Consider the following 22,144-nt stretch of genomic DNA (forward strand, 5'->3'; position numbering starts at 1 on the left):
ACCTTCAACGAGGGCAGGTGCTCGCGGAGCAGCGCGGCCGCCGCCAGCGTCTCCAGGGTGGGCACGTCCCCGGCGCAGGCCATGACGACGTCGGGCTTGTCACCGGAGTCGTTGGAGGCCCAGTCGATGATGCCCAGCCCGCGGGTGCAGTGCGCGATCGCCTCGTCCATGGTGAACAGGTCCAGCACCGGCTGCTTGCCGGCCACGATGACGTTGACGTAGTCGCGGGAGCGCAGGCAGTGGTCGGCGACGGAGAGCAGGGTGTTGGCGTCCGGCGGCAGGTACACCCGCACCACGGAGGCCTTCTTGTTGACCACGACATCCAGGAATCCGGGGTCCTGGTGGCTGAAGCCGTTGTGGTCCTGGCGCCACACGTGCGAGGAGAGCAGATAGTTGAGCGAGGCGACCGGGCGCCGCCACGGGATCCCCTTCGAGGTCTCCAGCCACTTGGCGTGCTGGTTGAACATGGCGTCGATGATGTGGATGAACGCCTCGTAGCAGTTGAACAGGCCGTGGCGGCCGGTCAGCAGGTAGCCCTCCAGCCAGCCCTGGCACAGGTGCTCGCTGAGCACCTCCATGACGCGGCCGCCCGGCGCGAGGTGGTCGTCGTCGTCCTGCAGGACGGCGTTCCAGGCCCGGTCGGTGACCTCGAAGACCGCCTGCAGCCGGTTGGAGGCGGTCTCGTCGGGGCCCATCAGCCGGAAGGTGTCGGGGTTGGCGGTGATGACGTCGCGCAGGAAGGCGCCCAGCACCCTGGTGGGCTCGGTCGACTGCGCGGCGGCGGCCTTGACCTCCACCGCGTGGTCGCGGAAGTCGGGCAGGCGTAGCGGTTGCAGCAGCGTGCCGCCGTTGGTGTGCGGGCTCGCGCTCATCCTGCGTTCCCCCTCGGGCACCGTCGCCAGGATGGCGGGTGAGGGGCGGCCTTCGGCGTCGAACAGTTCCTGCGGCCGGTAGGAGCGCATCCACTCCTCCAGCATGGCCAGGTGCTCGGGGTTCTCCCGCACTCCCGACAGCGGCACCTGATGTGAGCGCCAGGTGCCCTCCACCGGCAGTCCGTCCACGAATCGCGGCCCGGTCCAGCCCTTCGGCGTCCGCAGGATGATCATCGGCGGCCTGTCGCCGCGGGAGCGGGAGGCGATCCGGTCGAAGACGACGTCCAGCGTGGCGGCCATCTCCTCGTGCGAGGGGCCGACCACGTACGGGTGGTAGCCGTACCCCTCCATGAGCTTGACCAGCTCGTCTTCGGGGATGCGGGCGAGCACGGTCGGGTTGGCGATCTTGTAGCCGTTCAGGTGCAGGATCGGCAGCACCGCGCCGTCACGCGCCGGGTCGAGGAACTTGTTGGAGTGCCAGCTCGCCGCCAGCGGCCCGGTCTCCGCCTCGCCGTCGCCGATGACGCAGGCCACGACGAGGCCGGGGTTGTCGAAGGCGGCGCCGTAGGCGTGGGCCAGGGAGTAGCCCAGCTCGCCGCCCTCGTGGATCGAGCCGGGCGTCTCGGGGGCGACGTGGCTGGGGATGCCGCCGGGGAAGGAGAACTGGCGGAACAACCGCCGCATGCCGGCCGCGTCCTGCGACACCAGCGGGTAGAGCTCCGAATAGGATCCCTCCAGCCAGGCGTGTGCCACGGCGGCCGGACCGCCGTGGCCGGGACCGGCGATGTAGATCATGTCCTGAGAGCGTTCCGTGATGATCCGGTTGAGGTGGGCGAAGCAGAAGTTCAGGCCGGGAGTGGTGCCCCAGTGCCCGAGCAGGCGCGGTTTGATGTGCTCGGGGCGCAACGGCTCGGTCAGCAGCGGGTTGTCCATCAGGTAGATCTGTCCCACGGCCAGGTAGTTGGCGGCACGCCAGTAGGCGTCGATGCGCTCAAGTCGGTCCATGTGCCTAACCCTCCCTCCAGCTCCGGTGATCGGGTAGGGACCTTGGTCCCCACCCTGTGCGACGGAGGGCGGTTGGCGTCGGAGACACGGTTCGCGTGTTCGCGTGGCCGTGCCGGACGCGCGCCGGCCTGACCGCATCGAGTCGGAGCCCGCCGCGGCGGGAGGGCCGCGCGGACTCCTCCCCGTGGTGAAGTCTCCTCGAAGCCCGCGGGCTCCTCCCGTGGTGAGGTCTCCTCAGAAGCCGGGGACGCCGTGGAAGCGGAACCGCGCGTGGACGCGGTCCAGCAGCACCCGGTCAGGGGGTGCGACGCCGGCCAGGGGATACGGCCGGCCCAGCCGCCGGTACTTGGCGGCGGTCAGGCGGTGGTGGGGCAGGACGTCGACGCGCTCGACGTTGTCCAGGCCGGCCACGAACCAGGCCAGCCCGTCGATGTCCTCGGGGTCGTCGGTGAGCCCGGGGACCAGGACGAAGCGCACCCACGTGGGGCGCTCGAGCTCGGCCAGCCGCTTGGCGAAGCGCAGGGTGGGGGCCAGCGGGCCGTCGGTGAGGCGGCGGTAGGCGGCCGGGTTGAAGGACTTGATGTCCAGCAGGACCAGGTCGGTGTCGGCGAGCATGGCGTCGGTGGCGCGCTCGCCGAGCAGCCCCGAGGTGTCCAGCGCGGTGTGCAGGCCGAGCTCGTGGCAGCGGTGCAGCACCTCGGCGGTGAAGTCGGCCTGCAGCAGCGGTTCGCCGCCGCTGACGGTCACCCCGCCGCCCGCGGCCTCGATGAAGTGCCGGTACTCGCCGATCTCGTCCATGACCTCGTCGACGGTGACCCGCCGCCCGTCACGCATCCGCCAGGTCTCGGGGTTGTGGCAGTACAGGCAGCGCAGCGGGCAGCCGCAGGTGAACAGGGTGAAGCGGGTACCGGGGCCGTCCACCCCGACCGAGACGTCCCAGGACTCGATCACCCCGGTACCGGGCACCGGCCGTGCCTGGCGCGACACCCGGTCGCGTGCGTTCACAACTCACCGTGGAAGGTACGGCCGATGACATCCCGCTGCTGCTCGCGGGTCAGCCGGACGAAGTTGACGGCGTAGCCGGACACCCTGATGGTGAGCTGCGGGTAGCGCTCCGGGTGCTCCATCGCCTCTTCCAGCACGGCCCGGGTGAGCACGTTGACGTTCATGTGGAACCCGGCCGCGTCGACGTAGCCGTCCAGCACGCCGACCAGGTTGTCCACCCGCTCCCGCTCGGTGCGGCCCAGCCCCTCGGGGGTGACGGTGTTGGTCAGCGAGATGCCGTCCAGCGCCTGGTCGTAGGGGATCTTGGCGACCGACAGGGCGGAGGCGACCAGGCCGCGGCGGTCGCGGCCGTTCATCGGGTTGGCGCCGGGGGCGAACGGCTCGCCCGAGCGGCGGCCGTCGGGGGTGTTGCCGGTGTGCCTGCCGTACACGACGTTGGAGGTGATGGTCAGCACCGACTGGGTGTGCTCGGCGTCGCGGTAGGCAGGGGTCTGCCGGACCTTGGTCATGAAGCGGGTCACCAGGTCGACGGCGATGGCGTCGGCGCGGTCGTCGTTGTTGCCGTAGGCGGGGAAGTCGCCCTCGATCTCGTAGTCCACGGCCAGGTCGCGCTCGTCGCGGATCACCCGCACGCGGGCGTGCTTGATGGCCGACAGGCTGTCGACGGCCACTGACAGCCCCGCGATGCCGCAGGCCAGGGTGCGCCTGACCGGGTAGTCGTGCAGGGCCATCTCGATGCGCTCGTAGGCGTACTTGTCGTGCATGTAGTGGATGATGTTGAGCGCGTTGACATAGGTGGCCGCCAGCCAGTCCATCATGCGGTCGAGGGCGGCCATGGTCTGCTCGTAGTCCAGATACTCCCCGGTCAGGGCCGGGTGGGCGGGGCCGACCTGCTCGCCGGTCATCTCGTCGCGGCCGCCGTTGACGGCGTACAGCAGCGTCTTGGCCAGGTTGACCCGGGCGCCGAAGAACTGCATCTGCCGGCCCACGGGGGCGGCCGAGACGCAGCAGGCGATGGCGGTGTCGTCACCGAGGCGCGGGCGCATCAGGTCGTCGCTCTCGTACTGCAGGGCGCTGGTCTCGATCGACAGGCGTGCGCAGAACCGCTTGAACGGCCTGGGCAGGCGCAGCGACCAGAACACGGTCAGGTTCGGCTCGGGGGCCGGGCCCAGGTTGCGCAGGGTCTGCAGGTAGCGGTAGCTGGTGCGGGTCACCAGCGTGCGGCCGTCGGCCCCCATGCCGCCGATGGACTCGGTCACCCAGGTCGGGTCGCCGGAGAACAGCTGGTCGTACTCGGGGGTGCGCAGGAAGCGCACGATGCGCAGCTTGATGACGAAGTCGTCGATCAGCTCCTGGGCGTCCTGCTCGGTGATCCGGCCCTCGTCCAGGTCCCGCTGCAGGTAGATGTCCAGGAAGGTGGAGGTACGGCCCAGCGACATGGCCGCGCCGTTCTGCTCCTTGACCGCGGCCAGGTAGGCGAAGTACGTCCATTGGACGGCCTGGCGGGCGGTGGCGGCAGGGTCCGAGATGTCGTGGCCGTAGGAGGCGGCCATCTGCTTCAGTTCGGCCAGCGCGCGGAGCTGCTCGGACAACTCCTCGCGGTCGCGGATGACCGCGTCGGTGGCGGTGGCGTCCTCCAGCCCGGCCAGGTCGGCCCGCTTTGCCTCGACCAGCCGGTCCACGCCGTACAGGGCGACCCGCCGGTAGTCACCGATGATGCGGCCCCGCCCGTAGGAGTCGGGCAGCCCGGTGATGACCCCGCTGCGCCGGGCCGCGCGGATCTGCGGGGTGTAGGCGTCGAACACGCCGTCGTTGTGCGTCTTGCGGTACGCGGTGAAGATCTCCCGCACGCGCGGGTCCAGGGTGTGGCCGTAGGCGGCCAGCCCGGTCTCCACCATCCGCAGCCCTCCGGCCGGCATGATGGCCCGCTTCAGCGGCGCGTCGGTCTGCAGGCCGACGATCAGTTCACGCTCGGCGTCGATGTAGCCGGGCCCGTGCGAGGTGATCGAGGAGGGGGTGGCGGTGTCGACGTCGTGGATCCCGCGCCGCCGCTCCTCGGGGAACATCCCCGACACCTTCCCCCACACCGCCCGCGTGCGCTCGGTCGGCCCGGTCAGGAACGACTCGTCGTCCTCGTAGGGCGTGTAGTTGGCCTGGATGAAGTCACGCACGTCCACCCGCTCGCGCCAGGCCGTCCCGTGGAAGCCTCGCCAGGCCGCCAGGTCTTCCAGCTGCTCCGCCATCCGTACGGTCGTCATGTGAGCTCCTCGTGCCGTCGTCCGATTCCAGCCTCGCCGTTCTTCCGGCCCGGGGCACCGACCGGAGGTCACCGCTGCGCGGGACCAAGGTCCCCGTTCGTGCTCTCGAGCCGTCAGGCGCCCTGGGGCGGCAGGCCCGAGACGGGGTCGCGCCTGTCGGCGTCCCGTCCATCAAGTCCTCTACAGCAGCGGGGGAACGATGAGGATGTCGTCCCGCTCGTGGGTCACCTGGGAGATGACGTCGACGACGCCCTCCACACCCCTGATGGCCTGCTCCAGCTGAACGGCCTTCGAGGCGGATTCCACCCTGCCGCCGACGGTCACGACGCCCTGGTCGATGCTCAGCGTGAACTCCCCGGGCTCGTCGATCGCGGCCATGATCTCCCGCTCCAGCTCGCCGGCCGGGCGCAGGAAGACGCGCAGCACGTCACGCTGGTGCAGGGTGCCGACGACGCGGCCGGTCATGACGTCGATCACGGGCACCTGCTTGATACGTCGGTCGTGCATCAGCCGTGCCGCGTCCCTGACCGGGGTTCCCGGGGTGACGACGATCGCGGGCGAGGTCATCAGTTCGGCGGCCGTGAACCCTGCCGCCTTCCTGTGCTCATCGCGCGCCTTCTTGGTCTCGAAGATCGAGACGCTGTGCCGTACGGCGTCGGTCTCCTTGAGCAGCAGATCGTCCTCCGAGACGACCCCCACGGGCCGTCGGTCGGCGTCGATGACGGTGACCGCGCCCACGGCGTAGCGGCCCATCGCCCGCACGATCTCGCTGAACGTCGCGTCCTGGTCCACCGCGATGGCCACGTGGCCCATGACGTCCTTGACTTCGATTGACATGGTTTCCTCCTCGGGTTCCGCCTCCACACTCCCGCCTGCGCGGCGGGCGCGGCAGCGGCGAACGTCACCGGCCGCACCGGCTTAGGTCCCGACCGCGGCGAGAAAAGGACCACGGGGATGACGGTCACCCCGTCCCGCGTGATCGGCTCGCCGAAGACGCGGGTGACGGTGGCGGAGTCGCGAACCTTGTCGATCATTTCGATGACGTCCAGGTCCTTGCCCTCATCACGGTGACGGCCGCGGCCGCGGCCGTCGTCCACCCGGCCACGACGGCCAGATCGGCCCATGGCCAGACCGGACCCGCCGGGTCGAGAAGTGCGCGCAGCGCGTGGGAGAGGTGCTTGAGCGGGAACAGGTCGCCGATGGTGCCCAGCGGCTGCGGCAGGGTGCCGCCGATGACGAACACGTCGGAGACGAAGGCCAGGGGCAGGAAGGTGCCCAGCGTGATCGCGTTGGCCGTGGTGGCCTTGACCGCGAGACCGGCGACCAGGGTGCCGAGCAGCGTGAAGCAGGCCAGCCCGAGCACCACGGCCAGCATCGCGCCCGGCAGCATGCCGGCGGTGATCCGCACGTCGTAGAGCAGAACACTCAGAACACCCAGCACGATCACCGTGACCAGAGTGGTCCCCAGCCCGGCGGTGGCCCGGCCCGCGTGGTAGGCCCACGGCGGAAGCGGGGTCCCGGCCAGCCGTTTGAGCACTCCGCCTTCCTTGTCCGCGGCGACGGCCTCCGCCTGGTTGACGTAGCCCGTCACGCCGATCGTGTAGGTGGTCATCGCGGCCAGCATGAACGCGGGCAACCCGAGCCCGTCCACGCTCGCGCCGCCGAAGACCAGCGAGATGAGCACCAGGAGCAGCACGGGCAGGGCGACGGTGAAGAACGCCGTGGACAGGTTGCGACGCAGCTTGACGATGGCGTGCGCGGCCTGCCCGCCGACCAGTCGCCAGGCGGTCCGCGCGCCGAGCGGGCGGCGCCGCGCCGCCGGGACCGCGCGGGACCTCTCCTGCGGCCGCTCCCAGCTGAAGAGCCACACCGCCACGGCCGCGCCCCCGATGCCCCATGCGGCCAGCACGGCCAGGTGGCCGCCTTCGAAGCCGGCTCCGCCGGTGAGGGGGTCGAGGTCGGTGGTCACGGCGTTGGCCAGGTGACGCAGCGGGAAGATCCAGCCGACGGTGTCCAGCCACGCCGGCATCCGGGCGCCGTGCAGGATGACGTCGGAGACGAAGGCGAGCGCCAGCAGCAGCCCGCTGCCCAGCATCTGGACGGCGGCGGCGTTCCTGACCAGGGAGACCAGCGCGATCCCGAGCGCGGTGAAGCAGGCCGCGCCCACCAGCACCGTCACCAGCAGTGCCGGCAGCGTGTGCCACACCGGCCGCACGCCGTAGAAGGCCACCCCCACACCCATGATCAGCGCGAGCGCCACCAGCGCGATGACGAGCGCCGCCCCGATCAGCGACGCCATGACCGCCCAGGCGGGCACCGGGGTGCCGCGCATCCGTTTGAGGTAGCCGCGCTCGCGCAGGTCGGCCAGGTGCATGGCCAGCGATCCGAAGCAGGCCTGGGCCACGCCGAACACCGCGAGCGCCGGGACCACGACCTGCATCACGCCAGGCGTGTCGCCCACCGCCGCACCGATGATCACCATCATCATCAGCGGCATGGCCAGGGTGAAGATGGCCGCGACAGGGCTGCGGAAGAAGGAGGCGGTCTCGTGCCGGACCATCGTTGTGATCATGACTCCACCAGGTTCAGGTAGACGTCCTCCAGGGTCGGCCTGGCCAGTGTCAGCGAGGTCAGCTCCACCCGCAGCTCCAGCGCCCACCCGGTGAGGGTGTGCATGTCACGCGCGGAGTGCTCGGTCCGTACGGTTACCGCCGGCCCGTGCGCCTCGATCGTGCCGGTCAGCGCCGGCAGGTCGGCGACAGCCGTGCCCTCGGGAAGCCGGAACGACAGCACGCTCTCCTGCCCCGCGCCGCCCAGGGTCTCCGGCGGTCCGACGGCGAGCAGCCTGCCGCCGCGCAGCACCGCGACCCGGTCGGCCAGGTGCTGGGCCTCGTCCATGTAGTGGGTGGTGAGCAGGATGGTGGTCCCGTTCGCGCGAAGCCCGTCGATCAGCTCCCACGCGTGGTGCCTGGCCGACGGGTCGAAGCCGGTGGTGGGCTCGTCGAGGAACAGCAGCTCCGGGCGGCCGACCAGGCCGAGCGCCAGGTCCAGCCGTCGGCGCTGGCCGCCGGACAGGGTACGGACCCGGGCGTCGCGCTTGTCCTTGAGCCCGACCTGCTCGATGACCTCGTCGGGAACCTGCGGGTTGGGGTAGAACCCGGCGAACAGCCGCACCAGTTCGGCGACACTGAACTCCTCCTCGAACCCGGCCTCCTGCAGCACGATGCCGATGCGTTCGCGGTAGGGGCGGCCGCCGGTGGCCGGATCGAAGCCGAGAACCGAGACCGAGCCGCCGTCGCGTCCCCTGTGTCCCTCCAGGATCTCCACCGCGGTGGTCTTGCCCGCGCCGTTCGGCCCGAGCAGGGCGAACACCTCGCCCTCGGCCACGGTGAAGCCGACCTCGTCCAGCGCCTGGACGGTCCCGTAACTCTTGCGCAGTCCTTCAACGATCACAGCAGACATATGCGCAGCATCCGTCCAGACCACAGGCGCCCGTCAGAGGCGTGCGACGTCACACCCGAGGACTTTGGTCCCCGGGCTCCTTGCCGGATACTCTCGCGCGGGCGGCCGGTCAGCCGTGGCGGGGTGGCGCGCGGCCCTGGAGTCGATCCATCGCACGCGCGGGCCTGGCAACGACCGGCCGGCCTGTTCGGCCACCGGGTACGGCCCGGCCCGTGGTCGCCGGAGCGATCCGCTCCGCCGACCACGGGCCGGGCCGTTCGAACCGGCGTGGGCCGGGCCGCTCAATCGGTCGTGGAACGGACGACGGCGACGGCGCTGCCGGCGTGCAGCAGCACGGCCCGGCTCACCGAGCCGAGTATCGCCGAGCCGACGGCACCGCGGCCGTGGGAGCCCACCACGACCAGGTCGGCCTCGGCCGAGGCGCGGGTGAGGGCGTCCACCGGGTGCGCGCAGACGACCTCATGGACCACCTTCACCTGGGGGTGGCGCTCCTGCCAGCCGCGCAGCCTGTCGGCGGCGGCCTGCTGGTGGGCCTGGCCGACCTCGTCGAGGTCGTAGGTGATCTCCGGCGCGTAGACGTGCACCGGGGCCTGCCAGGCGTGGATGGCGCGCACGGTGGCGCCGCGCAGCGCGGCCTGCGCGAAGGCGTAGGCCAGGGCCGGCTCGCAGGCCGGGGAGTCGTCGACGCCGACGACGATCTGACCGTGAACGCTCCGCTGCCCGGCCCGTACGACGACCACGGCGCCGTGCGCGTGCCCGGCGACGTGGACGCTCACCGAGCCCATGACCGCTCCGGCGAAACCGCCCAGCCCCCGGGCGCCGACGACGAGCTCGTCGGCGTGCTCGGCCTGAGCGCGCAGCACCGACACCGCGGTGCCCTCGATCAGCTCGGTGGTCACCTCGATGTCGGGCTGCCGCTTGCGCGCGACCTCCTCGGCCTCGGCCAGCACGCGCCGGGCGCCGCTCTCCAGCACGTCGCCCATGACCGGGTTGGGGAACTTGGAGATCTGGTACGGCCAGCGATCGACCGCGTAGACGATGCGCAGCGGCCGGGCGGCGCGGGCGGCGTCGTCGGCGGCCCATTCCACGGCGGCGGTCCCGGCGGCCGAGCCGTCAGTCCCCACGACGATCACGTGAGTCATGATTCCTCCTTGTTTTCCTCCATCACACGCCGTGCCCGCGAGTTGCCGAAGGGCCATAGGTCCCGAGTTCCCTGAGCCTTGGGTCACCGGTGCGGCACGCGCGCGACGGCCAGAGGGCAGGGGGCGTGGTGCGGCGTGGCCCGGCCCACCTGGCGCGGGGAGAACCGGCGCGGCGCGGTGGACCAAGGTCCCCGCCGATCGGGACGTGCGGCTCTGCCCGCTCGTGGCGGGCATGGGACAGCGTCGGTTCCAGGAGCTGCCGGTCCCGGGAGCTTCGGGGAGCCTGGAACAAGGAGGTGCGCCATGAACTCGCCCCTCGCCACCGACCTCGGTGTCCGCCGCCTGCTGCTGGCAGCCGGTCTGGCGCCGTCGGTGCACAACACGCAGCCGTGGCGGTTCGGTGTCGCCGACGACCTCATGGAGCTACGGGCCGATCCGGACCGGCGGCTGCGGGTGAGCGATCCGCGCGGACGTTCCCAGCAGGTCAGCTGCGGGGCCGCGCTGTTGAACGTGCGCCTGGCCGTGCGGCAGAGCTCCTACCTCCCGCTGGTCACCGCGCACCCCGACCCCGGGCGGCCGAATCTGCTGGCCACCGTACGGGTCCGCCCCGACGGCCCGCCGTCGGAGCAGGAGCGCCGGCTGTACGCGGCCGTGGCGGTGCGGCGCACCAACCGGGAGCCCTTCGACGGCGAGCGCGTACCTCCCCCGGTCCTGGTCGAGCTGCGGGCGGCGGCGGCGTGCGAGGGTGCCAGGCTGGTGCCGCTGAACGAGGCCCGCTCGGCCGACCTGCTGGAGTACGTCGCCCTCGCCGAGGACGAGCTGGCCAAGGACCGCGGCTACCGGGCCGAGGTGGCGGCCTGGACGATCCGCGGCCCGCGCTTCGACGGCATGCCCGGCTACGTCCGCGGCCCGCGGTGCGCCGGCGACCCCGCCCCCACCCGGGAGCTCTGCCAGCAGGTGCCGGCCGTGCCCTTCGAGAAGCATCCCCAGCTCGCCGTGCTGACCACCGCCGGCGACACCCCGGCCGACTGGCTGCGGGCCGGCCAGGCGTTGCAGCGGGTGCTGCTGACCGCGACCCTGCACGGGATCTCCGCCTCCTTCCTCAACCAGCCGCTGGACCTGCGCGACATGCGGCACCGCACCGACCCCCGCCACCGGCGCGGGCACCCTCAGATGATCATCAGGCTGGGGTACGGCCTCGCCGTACCGCGCGCACCGCGCCGCCCCCCGGCGGAGCTGCTGGACGGACACCACTGACCACCACTGACCATCGCTGACCATCGCCACAGAGGATCGCCGCGCGATCGGCCCGGTCGGTCGCGATCGGCCTGGTCGGTGTGGCCTGGTCGGTGTGGCCGGCCGACCGGCGTGGCGGCACGAAGACACGAAGACGGGCCTGGCTGGGCCAGGCCCGTCACGCTCTCCTTTCCACGGCACGCACCGGCCCGGCTCAGCCGAACTCGGCGCCGATGCGCTGGGCCATCTCCACCAGGCGGCCGGCGTAGCCCCCTTCGTTGTCGTACCAGCCGAAGACCTTCACCAGTTCCCCGTGGGCCTGGGTCAGCGCCGAGTCGAAGACGCAGGAGGCCGGGTCGCCGATGATGTCGCGGGAGACCAGCGGGTCGGTGCTGTGGCGCAGGATGCCGCGCAGCGGCCCGGCGGCCGCGGCGGCGAAGGCCTCGTTGACCTCCTCGGCGGTCGCCTCGCGGGACAGGACGACGGCCAGGTCGGTCAGCGAGCCGTCCTCCACCGGCACCCTGATGGCCACGCCGTCCAGCCTTCCGGCCAGCTCCGGCAGCACCTGGCCGACCATGCGGGCCGCGCCGGTGGTGGTGGGCACGATGTTGACGGCGGCCGAGCGGGCGCGGCGCGGATCCTTGTGCGGGCCGTCCAGCAGCATCTGGTCGCCGGTGTAGGCGTGGATGGTGGTCATGAAGCCCTTCACGATGCCGAACTCCTCGTGCAGCACCTTGATCATCGGGGCGACGCAGTTGGTGGTGCACGAGGCCAGCGAGACGATCTGGTGCCGCACCGGGTCGTAGGCGGCGTCGTTGACGCCCGGCACGATGGTGGCGTCCACGCCCTTGCCGGGAGCGGAGATGAGCACCTTGGACGCGCCCGCCTTGAGGTGACGGGCCGCGTCGTCGCGGGTGCGGAACCTGCCGGTGGACTCGATGACCAGGTCGACCCCGTACCCGGCCCAGTCGATGTCGGCCGGGTCGCGGTGCGCGGTGACGGCGATCTCGTGCTCGCCGACGACCAGGCCGGCGGGTGAGGTCATGACCGGCAGGTCGAAGGTGCCGTAGGTGGAGTCGTGCCTGAGCAGGTGCGCCAGCGTGCCGGTGTCGGTGACGTCGTTGATCGCCACGACCTCCAGCCCCATGGGCAGGGCCTTGCGCAGCGCCGCCCTGCCGATCCTGCCGAACCCGTTGATACCGATCTTCATTGGTTCCTCCGCCTCGATGCCGGGTGAGCCCCGCGTCGGCCGCGAGGGGTCTCCTGCTCCCATCCGACCGCTCGGCCGCGCGCCCGGGCAGGGTCGATCGGCCCGTTCCCGGAGGACTTCGGACCCCGCGACCGCGACCGGGACCGGGACCCGCGCATGCCGGGGAAGGACTTTGTGCCCCGCAAGTGGGGCCGAAGCGCTCGGGCGGAAAGCGCGGCGGGTCGTGATCCTGAAGGTGACAACCGCGACACGACCCGCCCGAGGTGATCCGCATGGCCGAGCAGGCCGTCCCCGCCCGCACCGTCGCCGAGACGATCGATTCCCTGGTCGGCAACGCCCTCAAGGCCCTGGAGGAGTACGCCTCCTTCGGGCAGGAGCAGATCGACCACATCGTGAAGAAGGCCTCCGTGGCCGCCCTCGACGAGCACGCCGAGCTGGCCGACCTGGCCGTGCGGGAGACCGGACGCGGGGTGTTCGAGGACAAGGCCGTCAAGAACCTCTTCGCCTGCGAGCACGTCACCAACGACATGGCCACCCTCAAGACCGTCGGGGTGATCGCGCGCGACGACATCAGCGGCCTGGTGGAGGTCGCCGAGCCGGTGGGCGTGATCTGCGGGATCACCCCGGTCACCAACCCCACCTCCACCACGATCTTCAAGGCGCTGATCGCGCTGAAGACCCGCAACCCCATCGTGTTCGCCTTCCACCCCTCCGCTCAGGAGTGCAGCGTGGCGGCGGCGGCGGTGGTGCGCGACGCGGCCGTGGCCGCCGGCGCGCCCGAGGCGTGCGTGCAGTGGATCGAGCAGCCCTCGCTGCCGGCCACCACCGCGCTGATGCACCACGAGGGGGTCTCCACGATCCTGGCCACCGGTGGCGGCGGCATGGTCCGGGCCGCCTACTCGGCCGGCAAGCCCGCGCTCGGGGTCGGTCCGGGCAACGTCCCCGCCTACATCGAGAGCACCGCCGACCTGCGCCGGGCCGTCAACGACATCGTGTTGTCGAAGTCCTTCGACAACGGCATGATCTGCGCCTCGGAGCAGGCGGCCGTCATCGACACGGCCGTGTACGAGCCGGTGCTGGCTCAGTTCGCCGCCCTGCACGCCCATCGGGCCACGGCCGAGGAGAAGCGCAAGCTGGAGGACCTGCTGTTCGGCACCGGCGCCCGGCTCAACCCCGAGGTGGTGGGCCGCTCTGCGGCCTGGATCGCCGAGCGGGCCGGGTTCGCCGTGGCCCCTGGCACCTCGGTGATCCTCGCCGAGGTCGCCGAGGTCGGCCCCGCCGAGCCGCTGACCAGGGAGAAGCTGTGCCCGGTGCTGGCCGTACTGCGTGCCGGCAGTCGCGAGGAGGGCATCGTCCTGGCCGAGCGCATGGTCGAGTTCGGCGGTCTGGGGCACAGCGCGGCGATCCACACCCGCGACGAGGCGCTGGCCGAGGAGTTCGGCATGCGGGTCAAGGCGGTGCGGATCATCTGGAACGCCCCCTCCTCCCAGGGCGGCATCGGCGACATGTACAACGCGTTCGTCCCGTCGCTGACCCTGGGTTGCGGCAGCTACGGCCGCAACTCCGTCTCCCACAACGTCTCGGCCGTGGATCTGCTCAACATCAAGCGGATCGGGCGGCGCACCAACAACCTGCAGTGGTTCAAGGTGCCGGCCAAGATCTACTTCGAACCGCACGCCATCCGCTACCTGGTCGACATGCCCGGCGTCCACCGGGTGACCATCGTGACCGACCCGACCATGACCCGCCTGGGCTACGTCGACCGGATCATCACCGTGCTGGGCCGCCGCCCCGAGCGGGTGGCGCTGCAGATCATCGACGACGTCGAGCCCGAGCCCAGCGTGGCCACCGTCGACCGCGGCGCCGAGCTGATGCGCGCCTTCCGGCCCGACACCATCATCGCGCTGGGCGGCGGGTCGGCGATGGACGCCGCCAAGGTGATGTGGCTGCGCTACGAGCACCCCGAGGTCGTCTTCGACGACATGAGGCAGAAGTTCTTCGACATCCGCAAGCGCGCCTTCAAGTTCCCGCCGCTGGGCGAGCTGGCGCAACTGGTGTGCGTACCGACGACGTCGGGCACCGGCGCCGAGGTCACCCCGTTCGCGGTGATCACCGACACCGCCACCGGCAAGAAGTACCCGCTGGCCGACTACGCGCTCACCCCCGGCGTCGCCATCGTCGACCCCGTCCTGGCCGCGGACCTGCCGCCGGCGGTCACCGCCGACAGCGGCTTCGACGCCCTGACCCACGCCATCGAGGCGTACGTGTCGGTCTACGCCAGTGACTTCACCGACGGCCTGGCCCTGCACGCGATCAAACTGATCTTCGCCAACCTGGAGCGGGCCGTACGGCACGGCGCCGCCGACCCGGAGGCCCGCGAGCGCATGCACAACGCCGGCACCATCGCCGGGATGGCCTTCGGCAACGCCTTCCTGGGCATCGTGCACGCCATGTCCCACACCCTGGGCGCGACCTTCCACGTGGCCCACGGCCGGACCAACGCCATCCTGCTGCCGCACGTCATCCGCTACAACGGCACGATCCCGGCCAAGCTGTCGGGCTGGCCCAAGTACGAGCACTACCGCGCCCCCGAGCGCTTCCAGGAGATCGCCCGCTCCCTCGGCCTGCCCGCAGACTCCCCCGCCGCCGGCGTGGAGTCCCTGGCCGCCGCCGTCGAACGGCTGCGCGAGGCAGCGGGGATCGAGGCGTCCTTCCAGGCCGCCGGCGTCCCCGAGGGCGCCTTCCTTGACCGGCTGCCCGGCCAGGCCCGCAACGCCTACGAGGACCAGTGCGCCCCGGCCAACCCGCGCATGCCGATGCTCGACGACATGCAGGACCTGATGCGCGCCGCCTACTACGGCGCCATTCCCCCCGCTGTGGAGACCTGATCATGAACGCCTACCCCGTCCACGTCCGCGACACCACTCCCACCGGATGGAGGCCACCCGCGATGCGCACGAACTACGTGTACGACTTCGCCGACGGCGACATGGACATGAAAGACCTGCTCGGCGGAAAGGGGGCCAACCTGGCCGAGATGACCCGGCTGGGGCTGCCCGTGCCGCCGGGCTTCACCATCACCACCGAGGCCTGCCGCTTCTACCTGGAGCGGGGGACGACCCCGCCCGAACTGGACGCGGAGGTGGACCTGCACCTGCGGCGGGTCGAACAGGCCATCGGGCGCCGCCTCGGCGACCCCGGCGACCCCCTGCTGGTGTCGGTGCGCTCCGGCGGCCGCTTCTCCATGCCGGGCATGATGGAGACCGTCCTGGACATCGGCCTGACCGACGTCACCGTGGCCGGCCTGGCCGCCCACGGCGGCGAGCGCTTCGCCTGGGACTGCTACCGGCGGCTGATCTCCATGTACGGCTCCACCGTGACGGGCATCCCCGGCACCGAGTTCGAGGGCGCCCTGGAGGCGCTGCGCCGCGAGCGCGGCGTGGCCACCGACCCCGAGCTGTCCGCGGCCGACCTGCGCGAGCTGGTCGGCGCCTACAAGAAGATCTTTCACGCCCACACCGGGACCGACTTCCCGCAGGACCCCGCCGAGCAGCTGCGCGACGCCGTCCTGGCCGTCTTCCGCTCCTGGAACACCGAGCGGGCCCGCGTCTACCGCAACGCCGAGCACATCCCCGACGACCTGGGCACCGCGGTCAACGTGATGGCCATGGTCTACGGCAACCGCGGCACCCGCTGCGGCACCGGCGTCGCCTTCACCCGCGACCCGGCCACCGGCGCCCGCGGCGTCTACGGCGACTACCTGCCCAACGCCCAGGGCGAGGACGTGGTGGCCGGCATCCGCGACGCCCTGCCCCTGCAGGAACTGGAGCGGCTCGACGGCGCCTGCTACGCGCGGCTGGTGGAGATCATGGGCGTCCTGGAGCGCCGCTACCGCGACCTGTGCGACATCGAGTTCACCATCGAGGACGGCAGGCTGTGGATGCTGCAGACCCGGGTGGGCAAGCGCACCGCCGCGGCGGCCTTCATCATCGCCGCCCAGCTCGTCGACGAGGGCGTCATCGACCTGGACCAGGCGCTGCGGCGGGTGGACGGCGCCGCGCTGGCGCAGCTGATGTTCCCCCGCTTCGACCTGGAGGGCGCGCCCGAGCCGATCGCCACCGGCGTGGCCGCCTCGCCGGGGGCCGCCTCCGGCCGGGCGGTCTTCGACTCCCACCGCGCCGTCGAGGCCGCCGGGCGCGGCGAGCCGGTCATCCTCGTCCGGCGCGAGACCAACCCCGACGACCTGCCCGGCATGCTGGCCGCCAGGGGCATCCTGACCAGCCGTGGCGGCAAGACCTCGCACGCGGCCGTGGTGGCCCGCGGCATGGGCCGCACCTGTGTGTGCGGCGCCGCCGAACTCGACGTCGACACCGCCGGCGGGCTGCTGCGCTCCGGTCCGGTCACGGTCCGCGAGGGCGACATGATCTCCGTGGACGGCATCACCGGGAAGGTGTACCTGGGCGAGCTGCCCGTCACCCCCTCCCCCGTGGTGCGCTACTTCGAGGGGGACCTCGACGCCGCCGCCGGCCCCCTGGTGCACGCCGTCAGCCGCCTGGTCGCGCACGCCGACGCGACACGCCGGCTGGACGTGCAGGCCAACGCCGACACCCCCGAGGACGCCGCCAGGGCCCGCGGGTTCGGCGCGGCCGGGGTCGGGCTGTGCCGTACCGAGCACATGTTCCTGGGCGAGCGGCGGGTGCTGGTGGAGCGGCTCATCCTGGCCGAGAGCGAGGAGGAGGTCGCCGCCGCGCTGGCCGAACTGCTGCCGCTGCAACGCGAGGACTTCACCGGCATCCTGGCCGCCATGGACGGCCTGCCGGTGACCATCCGCCTGATCGACCCGCCGCTGCACGAGTTCCTGCCCCCGCTGGAGGAGCTGCTGGCCGCCTCGACCGATCGCGACCGGGCCCTGCTGGCGGCTGTGCGGCGGATGCACGAGTCCAACCCGATGCTGGGCCTGCGCGGGGTACGGCTGGGCCTGGCCGTCCCCGGCCTGTTCGCCATGCAGGTGCGCGCCATCGGCGAGGCCGCCGCGGCCCGGGTCCGCGAGGGCGGCGACCCGCGGCCGGAGATCATGGTGCCGCTGGTGGGCGACGTCCGCGAGCTGGCCCTGGTCCGCGCCGAGGCCGAGCGGGTGCTGGCCGGCATCCCCGGCGCCCCGCCGATCCCCGTCGGCACGATGATCGAGGTGCCGCGGGCGGCCCTGACCGCCGGCGACATCGCCGCCGAGGCGGAGTTCTTCTCCTTCGGCACCAACGACCTGACCCAGATGGCCTGGGGCCTGTCGCGTGACGACGCCGAGAGCTCCTTCCTGCCGCAGTACCTGCGCCTGGGCGTCTTCGCCACCTCCCCCTTCGAGTCCATCGACGAGCGCGGCGTCGGCCGCCTGGTCGAGCTGGCCGTCCAAGAGGGCCGCGCGGCCCGCCCCGGCCTGCGCGTCGGAGTGTGCGGCGAGCACGGTGGCGACCCCGCGTCCATCCACTTCTTCCACCGGGCGGGGCTGGACTACGTGTCCTGCTCGCCGTACCGGCTCCCGGTGGCCCGGCTGGAGGCGGGCCGCGCGGCCCTTCCCCCGGCCGGATGAGCACGCGGTCCCCGGTCCCGGCAGGCGGTGAACCCGTCTGCCGGGACCGCGTTCACCGCCGGTCTCGCCCCCGCGTCGCATGCGCGACCGGGTCCGGTCCCGGCTCCGCACCCGCCCACGCGAGGACGGACGCCGGGCACCCGCCCACGCGAGGAAAGGCCGCCGGCGTCCCCGGCCGGCTGCCCGGCCCCGGTCAGTTCGCCTCCACCTGGGGCTGGGTCAAACGCTTGCGGAAGACCCAGTAGGTCCAGGCCTGGTAGGCCAGCACCACCGGGGTGAAGATCGCGGCGACCCAGGTCATCACGGTCAGGGTGTAGGGGGTGGACGCGGCGTTGTGCACCGTCAGGCTGTGGGCCGGGTCGACGGCCGGCATGACGTTCGGCCACAGGCAGGTGAACAGGGTCGCGGTGACGGCGACGATGGCCGCGGCGTTGGCGGCGAAGGCCCATCCCTCGCGCCCGCGCAGCGTGGCCGCCAGGGCGGCGGCGAGCGCGCCCGCGGCCAGCGCCACCGTGAGCCAGGTGATCGGCTTGCCCGCGATGAGCTGGGTCACCAGCAGGAACGCCCCGCCCACGACCAGGGCCGCCGGTGCGAGCAGCCGTACGGCTCGCCCGGCGCGCTCGCGCACCTGGCCGGTGGTCTTCAGCGCCAGGAAGACCGCGCCGTGCAGGGTGAACAGCACCAGGGTGGCCGCGCCGCCGAGCAGCGCGTAGGGATTGAGCAGGGTCAGCAGGGTGCCCGCGTATTCGTGGTCGGCGTCCAGCGGTACGCCGCGCACGATGTTGGCGAAGGCCACGCCCCACAGGAAGGCCGGTCCGAGCGAGCCCCAGAAGAAGGCGCGGTCCCAGCCGCGGGTGCCGTCGCTCTTGCCGCGGTACTCCAGGGCGACGCCCCGCATGATCAGGGCCAGCAGGATGACGAACAACGGCAGGTAGAAGCCGCTGAACAAGGTGGCGTACCACTCGGGGAAGGCGGCGAAGGTGGCGCCGCCGGCGACCAGCAGCCACACCTCGTTGCCGTCCCACACCGGGCCGATGCCGGCGACGATCATCTTGCGCTCCGGCGCGGTACGGCCCAGCACCGGCAGCAGGATCCCCACGCCGAAGTCGAAGCCCTCCAGCACGAAATAGCCGGTCCACAGCACGGCGATGAGCACGAACCAGACGGTGGTGAGCTCCATGACGGGATTCCCCTCGCGATCTCAGTAGGTCAGGGCCGGGACGGCGCCGGCGGGCTCGGGCTCCTCGTGCGGGCCGATCCGGATGAACTTCAGCAGCAGCCGCACCTCGATGACCGCGAGCACGGCGTAGACCAGGGTGAACCCGGTCAGCGTGATGGCCACCTCGGTGACGTCGACGCCCGGGGAGACGGCCGCGGCGGTGCGCATGACGCCGAAGACCGTCCAGGGCTGGCGGCCCATCTCGGTGAAGATCCAGCCGAGCGAGTTGGCCAGGAACGGCAGGCCGATGCCGGCCACGGCCAGCCGGTGGAACCAGCGCCCGGACGGCGACCGCCCGCGCCGGGTCAGCCACAGCCCGGCCAGGGCCAGCAGCCCGGCCAGCACGCCGAAGCCGATCATCAGGCGGAAGGTCCAGTAGGCCAGGCCGACGACCGGCCGGTAGTCCCCCGGGCCGTACAGGGCCTGGTAGCGGGCCTGGATGTCGTTGACGCCCTCGACCCGGCCGTCGGTGGTGTTGGTGGCCAGCAGGCTCAGGCCGTAGGGGATCTGCACGTTGACGTGGTTGCGGCCGTTCTCGACGTCGCCGACGGCGAACAGGGAGAAGCCCGCTGAGGTCTCGTCTTCCCACAGCGCCTCGGCGGCGGCCATCTTCATCGGCTGCTGCTCGGTCATGATCTGCGCCTGCCAGTGCCCCGACAACGCGACCCCGGCGGCGGCGACCAGGGTGACGGACATCGCCATCCGCGCCGAGCCCCGGAACATCGCGGCCTCCCGCCCGCGGCTCAGCTGCCAGGCACTCACTCCCGCCACGAAGGCGCCGGCGGTGACGAACGCGCCGAACAACACGTGCGGGAAGGTGACCAGGGTGGTGGAGTTGCCCAGCACCGCCCAGATGTCGGTCAGCTCGGCGCGCCCGCTGACCGGGTTGAGGCGGTAGCCCACCGGGTGCTGCATCCAGGAGTTGGCCGCCAGGATGAAGTAGGCCGAGATGTTGGTGCCGAGAGCGGCCAGCCAGATGGTGGCCAGGTGCAGGCGGGGCGGCAGCTTGTCCCAGCCGAAGATCCACAGCCCGAGAAAGGTCGATTCCAGGAAGAAGGCGATCAGCCCTTCCATGGCCAGCGGAGCGCCGAAGACGTCGCCGACGAAGCGGGAGTAGGCGCTCCAGTTCATCCCGAACTGGAACTCCTGCACGATGCCGGTGACCACGCCCATCGCGAAGTTGATCAGGAACAGCCTGCCGAAGAACCGGGTGAGCCTGAGGTGGTCCGGATTCCGCGTGCGGTACCAGGCGGTCTGCAGGCCGGCCACGATGACCGACAGCCCGATCGTCAGCGGGACGAACAGGAAGTGGTAGACGGTCGTGATACCGAACTGCCAGCGGGACAGGTCCAAGACGTCCATCGACGCTCCAAGTCTTCAGGGGCTCCCCGTAGCTTCGAGTGGCGACGGCGTCCTCCCGTAGGGGCGGCGGACCTCACCGGAGGGGACCTTGGTCCCATGGCGGGAGCTTCACCGGTTCCTCCTCGGGTCCGCCTCCGGGTCGCCTCCGTGGCCCCGGGCGCGGCAGCGGCGAAGGTCCCCGGCGTGCACGCTCCCCGCCACCGGTGCCCGACCGGCCCGTGAGCCGGGGGCCGCCCGCGGGACGCGCTCACCTCAGGTTGGATCACCCGCGGATGGTGACATATACGGTGCCGCTCGGTTGGAATGGGCTTGTTCTCCAAAAACCACATCGATCCCGGACGGCGGAACACGCGGTATCCGCCCGCCGGTTCACCCGGGCGCGGGAACCGGCCGGATCGCGGCGGAAGACGTCGAGGAAGGGCTGACCTCCCATGAACATCACCGAGTACGCCGACACCGTGTGGCGGGGCGAGGCCCCCGACAGCATCGTGCACACCGGCCTCGCCGGGCAGGGCTTCGTGGAGATCGTCGACGGCGTGGGCTTCCGCAGCGGCTTCGGCAACGTGATCGCGCTGCGGCACGGCGGGGAGGTGACCCTGTTCGACACGGGCAACCCCTTCGACGCGGACCGGCTCCACACCGAGCTGCGGGCCTGGACCGGCGACCCGGTGACCGCCGCGGTCTACTCCCACGGCCACATCGACCACGTCTCGGGCGTCGGCCCGTTCGACGCCGAGGCCGACACGGCGCGACGGCCCCGGCCGACGGTGGTGGGGCACGAGGCGGTCGCCGTCCGCTTCGAGCGCTACGTGCTGACCAACGGCTACAACGCCATCGTGAACCGGCGGCAGTTCCAGGCTCCCGGCCTGACCTGGCCCACCGAGTACCGCTACCCCGACGTGGCCTACCGCGACGTGATGTCGCTCGGCCACGTCGACCTCTTCCACGCCAAGGGCGAGACCGACGACGCCAGCGTCGGCTGGGTGCCCTCGCACCGCATCCTGCTGCCGGGCGACCTGTTCATCTGGGTGACCCCCAACTGCGGCAACCCGCAGAAGGCGCAGCGCTACCCGCGCGAGTGGGCGATCGCGCTGCGCAGGATGGCCGAGCTGCGGCCGGAGATCATGCTGCCCAGCCACGGCGCCCCGATCTTCGGCGCCGACCGGGTCGAGCAGGCTCTGACCGAGACGGCCGAGTGGCTGGAGTTCATGGTCGAGCGCACCCTGGGGATGCTCAACGAGGGCGCCAGGCTGGACGACATCGTGCGCGCCGTGCGGCCTCCCGCGCGGCTGGCGGAGCGACCCTACCTGCGCCCGCACTACGACGAGCCGGAGTTCGTGGTGCGCAACATCTGGCGGCTGTACGGCGGCTGGTACGACGGCAACCCGGCCCACCTCAAGCCCGCGCCCGAGGCCACGCTGGCCGCGGCGGTGGCGAAGCTGGCCGGAGGCGCCGCGAGGCTGGGCGACGCCGCGCTGGAGGCGCTGGCCGCGGGAGACCAGCGGCTGGCGGGACACCTGGCCGAGATGGCCGTGCAGGCCGCACCGGACGACACGGCACTGCACGGGGTGCGGGCCGAGGTGTTCGCCGCCAGGGCGGAGTCGGAGGCGTCGCTGATGGCCAGGGGCGTGTTCACCTGGGCGGCCGAGGAGTCGCGCAGGGCCGCGGGAGGCACCCCGGCCTGACCACCGGCCTCCGGCTCGGGCTCCGCTCCGTAGGGGCGGGTTCTCCCCGGGCGCGGGCGTGCCTCTCGCGGCGCCGCGTTCCCGGACGTCAGGGCGGCCGGATA

The 22,144-nt window shown here is 72.0% G+C and carries 14 protein-coding genes; 4 read left to right on the top strand and 10 right to left on the bottom strand.

What is annotated here, in order from left to right:
- The 7 genes from ACTOQ1_RS00005 to ACTOQ1_RS00035 all read right to left on the bottom strand — a co-directional run.
- A partial coding sequence (locus tag ACTOQ1_RS00005; RefSeq protein WP_440063429.1) for a phosphoketolase family protein occupies positions 1 to 1,877 on the bottom strand: 1,877 nt, incomplete at its 3' end.
- Between the two features lie 234 nt (positions 1,878 to 2,111).
- On the bottom strand, positions 2,112 to 2,882 hold the full coding sequence (gene pflA, locus ACTOQ1_RS00010) for a pyruvate formate-lyase-activating protein (protein WP_440063430.1): 771 nt from the start codon (positions 2,880 to 2,882) through the stop codon (positions 2,112 to 2,114).
- Complete coding sequence (gene pflB, locus ACTOQ1_RS00015) at positions 2,879 to 5,140, bottom strand: formate C-acetyltransferase (protein WP_440063432.1); 2,262 nt, start codon at positions 5,138 to 5,140, stop codon at positions 2,879 to 2,881. The genes pflA and pflB overlap by 4 nt, the downstream gene beginning before the upstream one ends.
- A 180-nt stretch (positions 5,141 to 5,320) precedes the next feature.
- Positions 5,321 to 5,977 (bottom strand): CBS domain-containing protein, encoded by a 657-nt coding sequence (locus ACTOQ1_RS00020; RefSeq protein WP_440063434.1) that lies wholly within the window; start codon positions 5,975 to 5,977, stop codon positions 5,321 to 5,323.
- 193 nt (positions 5,978 to 6,170) lie between these two features.
- Positions 6,171 to 7,712, bottom strand: a complete 1,542-nt coding sequence (locus ACTOQ1_RS00025; RefSeq protein ID WP_440063435.1) for an ABC transporter permease — start codon at positions 7,710 to 7,712, stop codon at positions 6,171 to 6,173.
- Positions 7,709 to 8,602 carry an ABC transporter ATP-binding protein gene (locus tag ACTOQ1_RS00030; protein ID WP_440063437.1) on the bottom strand — a complete coding sequence of 298 codons (894 nt, stop codon included), beginning with the start codon at positions 8,600 to 8,602 and terminating at the stop codon, positions 7,709 to 7,711. The genes ACTOQ1_RS00025 and ACTOQ1_RS00030 overlap by 4 nt, the downstream gene beginning before the upstream one ends.
- 281 nt (positions 8,603 to 8,883) lie before the next feature.
- Positions 8,884 to 9,744 carry a universal stress protein gene (locus ACTOQ1_RS00035; RefSeq protein ID WP_440063439.1) on the bottom strand — a complete coding sequence of 287 codons (861 nt, stop codon included), beginning with the start codon at positions 9,742 to 9,744 and terminating at the stop codon, positions 8,884 to 8,886.
- Positions 9,745 to 10,047: 303 nt separating this feature from the next.
- Here ACTOQ1_RS00035 and ACTOQ1_RS00040 point away from each other — a divergent pair, with 303 nt between their 5' ends.
- Entirely contained in the window at positions 10,048 to 11,001 is a 954-nt protein-coding gene (locus ACTOQ1_RS00040; protein ID WP_440063441.1) for an Acg family FMN-binding oxidoreductase, read from the top strand.
- Positions 11,002 to 11,194: 193 nt separating this feature from the next.
- On the opposite strand, the gene gap is transcribed toward ACTOQ1_RS00040, so the two are convergent.
- Positions 11,195 to 12,190: a type I glyceraldehyde-3-phosphate dehydrogenase gene (gene gap / locus ACTOQ1_RS00045; protein WP_440063443.1), complete on the bottom strand. Its 996-nt coding sequence runs from the start codon at positions 12,188 to 12,190 to the stop codon at positions 11,195 to 11,197.
- A gap of 272 nt (positions 12,191 to 12,462) precedes the next feature.
- Between gap and adhE the strand changes: the two genes are divergently transcribed.
- Positions 12,463 to 15,078 carry a bifunctional acetaldehyde-CoA/alcohol dehydrogenase gene (gene adhE, locus ACTOQ1_RS00050; RefSeq protein ID WP_440063445.1) on the top strand — a complete coding sequence of 872 codons (2,616 nt, stop codon included), beginning with the start codon at positions 12,463 to 12,465 and terminating at the stop codon, positions 15,076 to 15,078.
- A gap of 62 nt (positions 15,079 to 15,140) precedes the next feature.
- Entirely contained in the window at positions 15,141 to 17,774 is a 2,634-nt protein-coding gene (gene ppdK, locus ACTOQ1_RS00055; protein ID WP_440064737.1) for a pyruvate, phosphate dikinase, read from the top strand.
- 193 nt (positions 17,775 to 17,967) lie between these two features.
- On the opposite strand, the gene cydB is transcribed toward ppdK, so the two are convergent.
- Positions 17,968 to 18,954, bottom strand: a complete 987-nt coding sequence (gene cydB / locus ACTOQ1_RS00060) for a cytochrome d ubiquinol oxidase subunit II (RefSeq protein ID WP_440063446.1) — start codon at positions 18,952 to 18,954, stop codon at positions 17,968 to 17,970.
- A gap of 21 nt (positions 18,955 to 18,975) precedes the next feature.
- Positions 18,976 to 20,355: a cytochrome ubiquinol oxidase subunit I gene (locus ACTOQ1_RS00065; protein WP_440063448.1), complete on the bottom strand. Its 1,380-nt coding sequence runs from the start codon at positions 20,353 to 20,355 to the stop codon at positions 18,976 to 18,978.
- A gap of 431 nt (positions 20,356 to 20,786) precedes the next feature.
- On the opposite strand from ACTOQ1_RS00065, the gene ACTOQ1_RS00070 reads away from it, so the two are divergent.
- Complete coding sequence (locus tag ACTOQ1_RS00070) at positions 20,787 to 22,040, top strand: alkyl sulfatase dimerization domain-containing protein (protein WP_440063449.1); 1,254 nt, start codon at positions 20,787 to 20,789, stop codon at positions 22,038 to 22,040.
- Positions 22,041 to 22,144 lie beyond the last annotated feature (104 nt).

The sequence above is a fragment of the Streptosporangium sp. OZ121 genome (genome assembly GCF_051918885.1).
Classification (GTDB): Bacteria; Actinomycetota; Actinomycetes; order Streptosporangiales; family Streptosporangiaceae; genus Streptosporangium.

What these genes read in the sequence shown, in the direction of transcription:
- pflB (WP_440063432.1), bottom strand. Translation starts at nt 5,140, where the DNA reads ATGACGACCGTACGGATGGCGGAGCAGCTGGAAGACCTGGCGGCCTGG.
- cydB (WP_440063446.1), bottom strand. Translation starts at nt 18,954, where the DNA reads ATGGAGCTCACCACCGTCTGGTTCGTGCTCATCGCCGTGCTGTGGACC.
- gap (WP_440063443.1), bottom strand. Translation starts at nt 12,190, where the DNA reads ATGAAGATCGGTATCAACGGGTTCGGCAGGATCGGCAGGGCGGCGCTG.
- ACTOQ1_RS00020 (WP_440063434.1), bottom strand. Translation starts at nt 5,977, where the DNA reads ATGTCAATCGAAGTCAAGGACGTCATGGGCCACGTGGCCATCGCGGTG.
- ACTOQ1_RS00040 (WP_440063441.1), top strand. Translation starts at nt 10,048, where the DNA reads ATGAACTCGCCCCTCGCCACCGACCTCGGTGTCCGCCGCCTGCTGCTG.
- ACTOQ1_RS00025 (WP_440063435.1), bottom strand. Translation starts at nt 7,712, where the DNA reads ATGATCACAACGATGGTCCGGCACGAGACCGCCTCCTTCTTCCGCAGC.
- ACTOQ1_RS00030 (WP_440063437.1), bottom strand. Translation starts at nt 8,602, where the DNA reads ATGTCTGCTGTGATCGTTGAAGGACTGCGCAAGAGTTACGGGACCGTC.
- ACTOQ1_RS00035 (WP_440063439.1), bottom strand. Translation starts at nt 9,744, where the DNA reads ATGACTCACGTGATCGTCGTGGGGACTGACGGCTCGGCCGCCGGGACC.
- ppdK (WP_440064737.1), top strand. Translation starts at nt 15,141, where the DNA reads ATGCGCACGAACTACGTGTACGACTTCGCCGACGGCGACATGGACATG.
- ACTOQ1_RS00065 (WP_440063448.1), bottom strand. Translation starts at nt 20,355, where the DNA reads ATGGACGTCTTGGACCTGTCCCGCTGGCAGTTCGGTATCACGACCGTC.
- adhE (WP_440063445.1), top strand. Translation starts at nt 12,463, where the DNA reads ATGGCCGAGCAGGCCGTCCCCGCCCGCACCGTCGCCGAGACGATCGAT.
- ACTOQ1_RS00070 (WP_440063449.1), top strand. Translation starts at nt 20,787, where the DNA reads ATGAACATCACCGAGTACGCCGACACCGTGTGGCGGGGCGAGGCCCCC.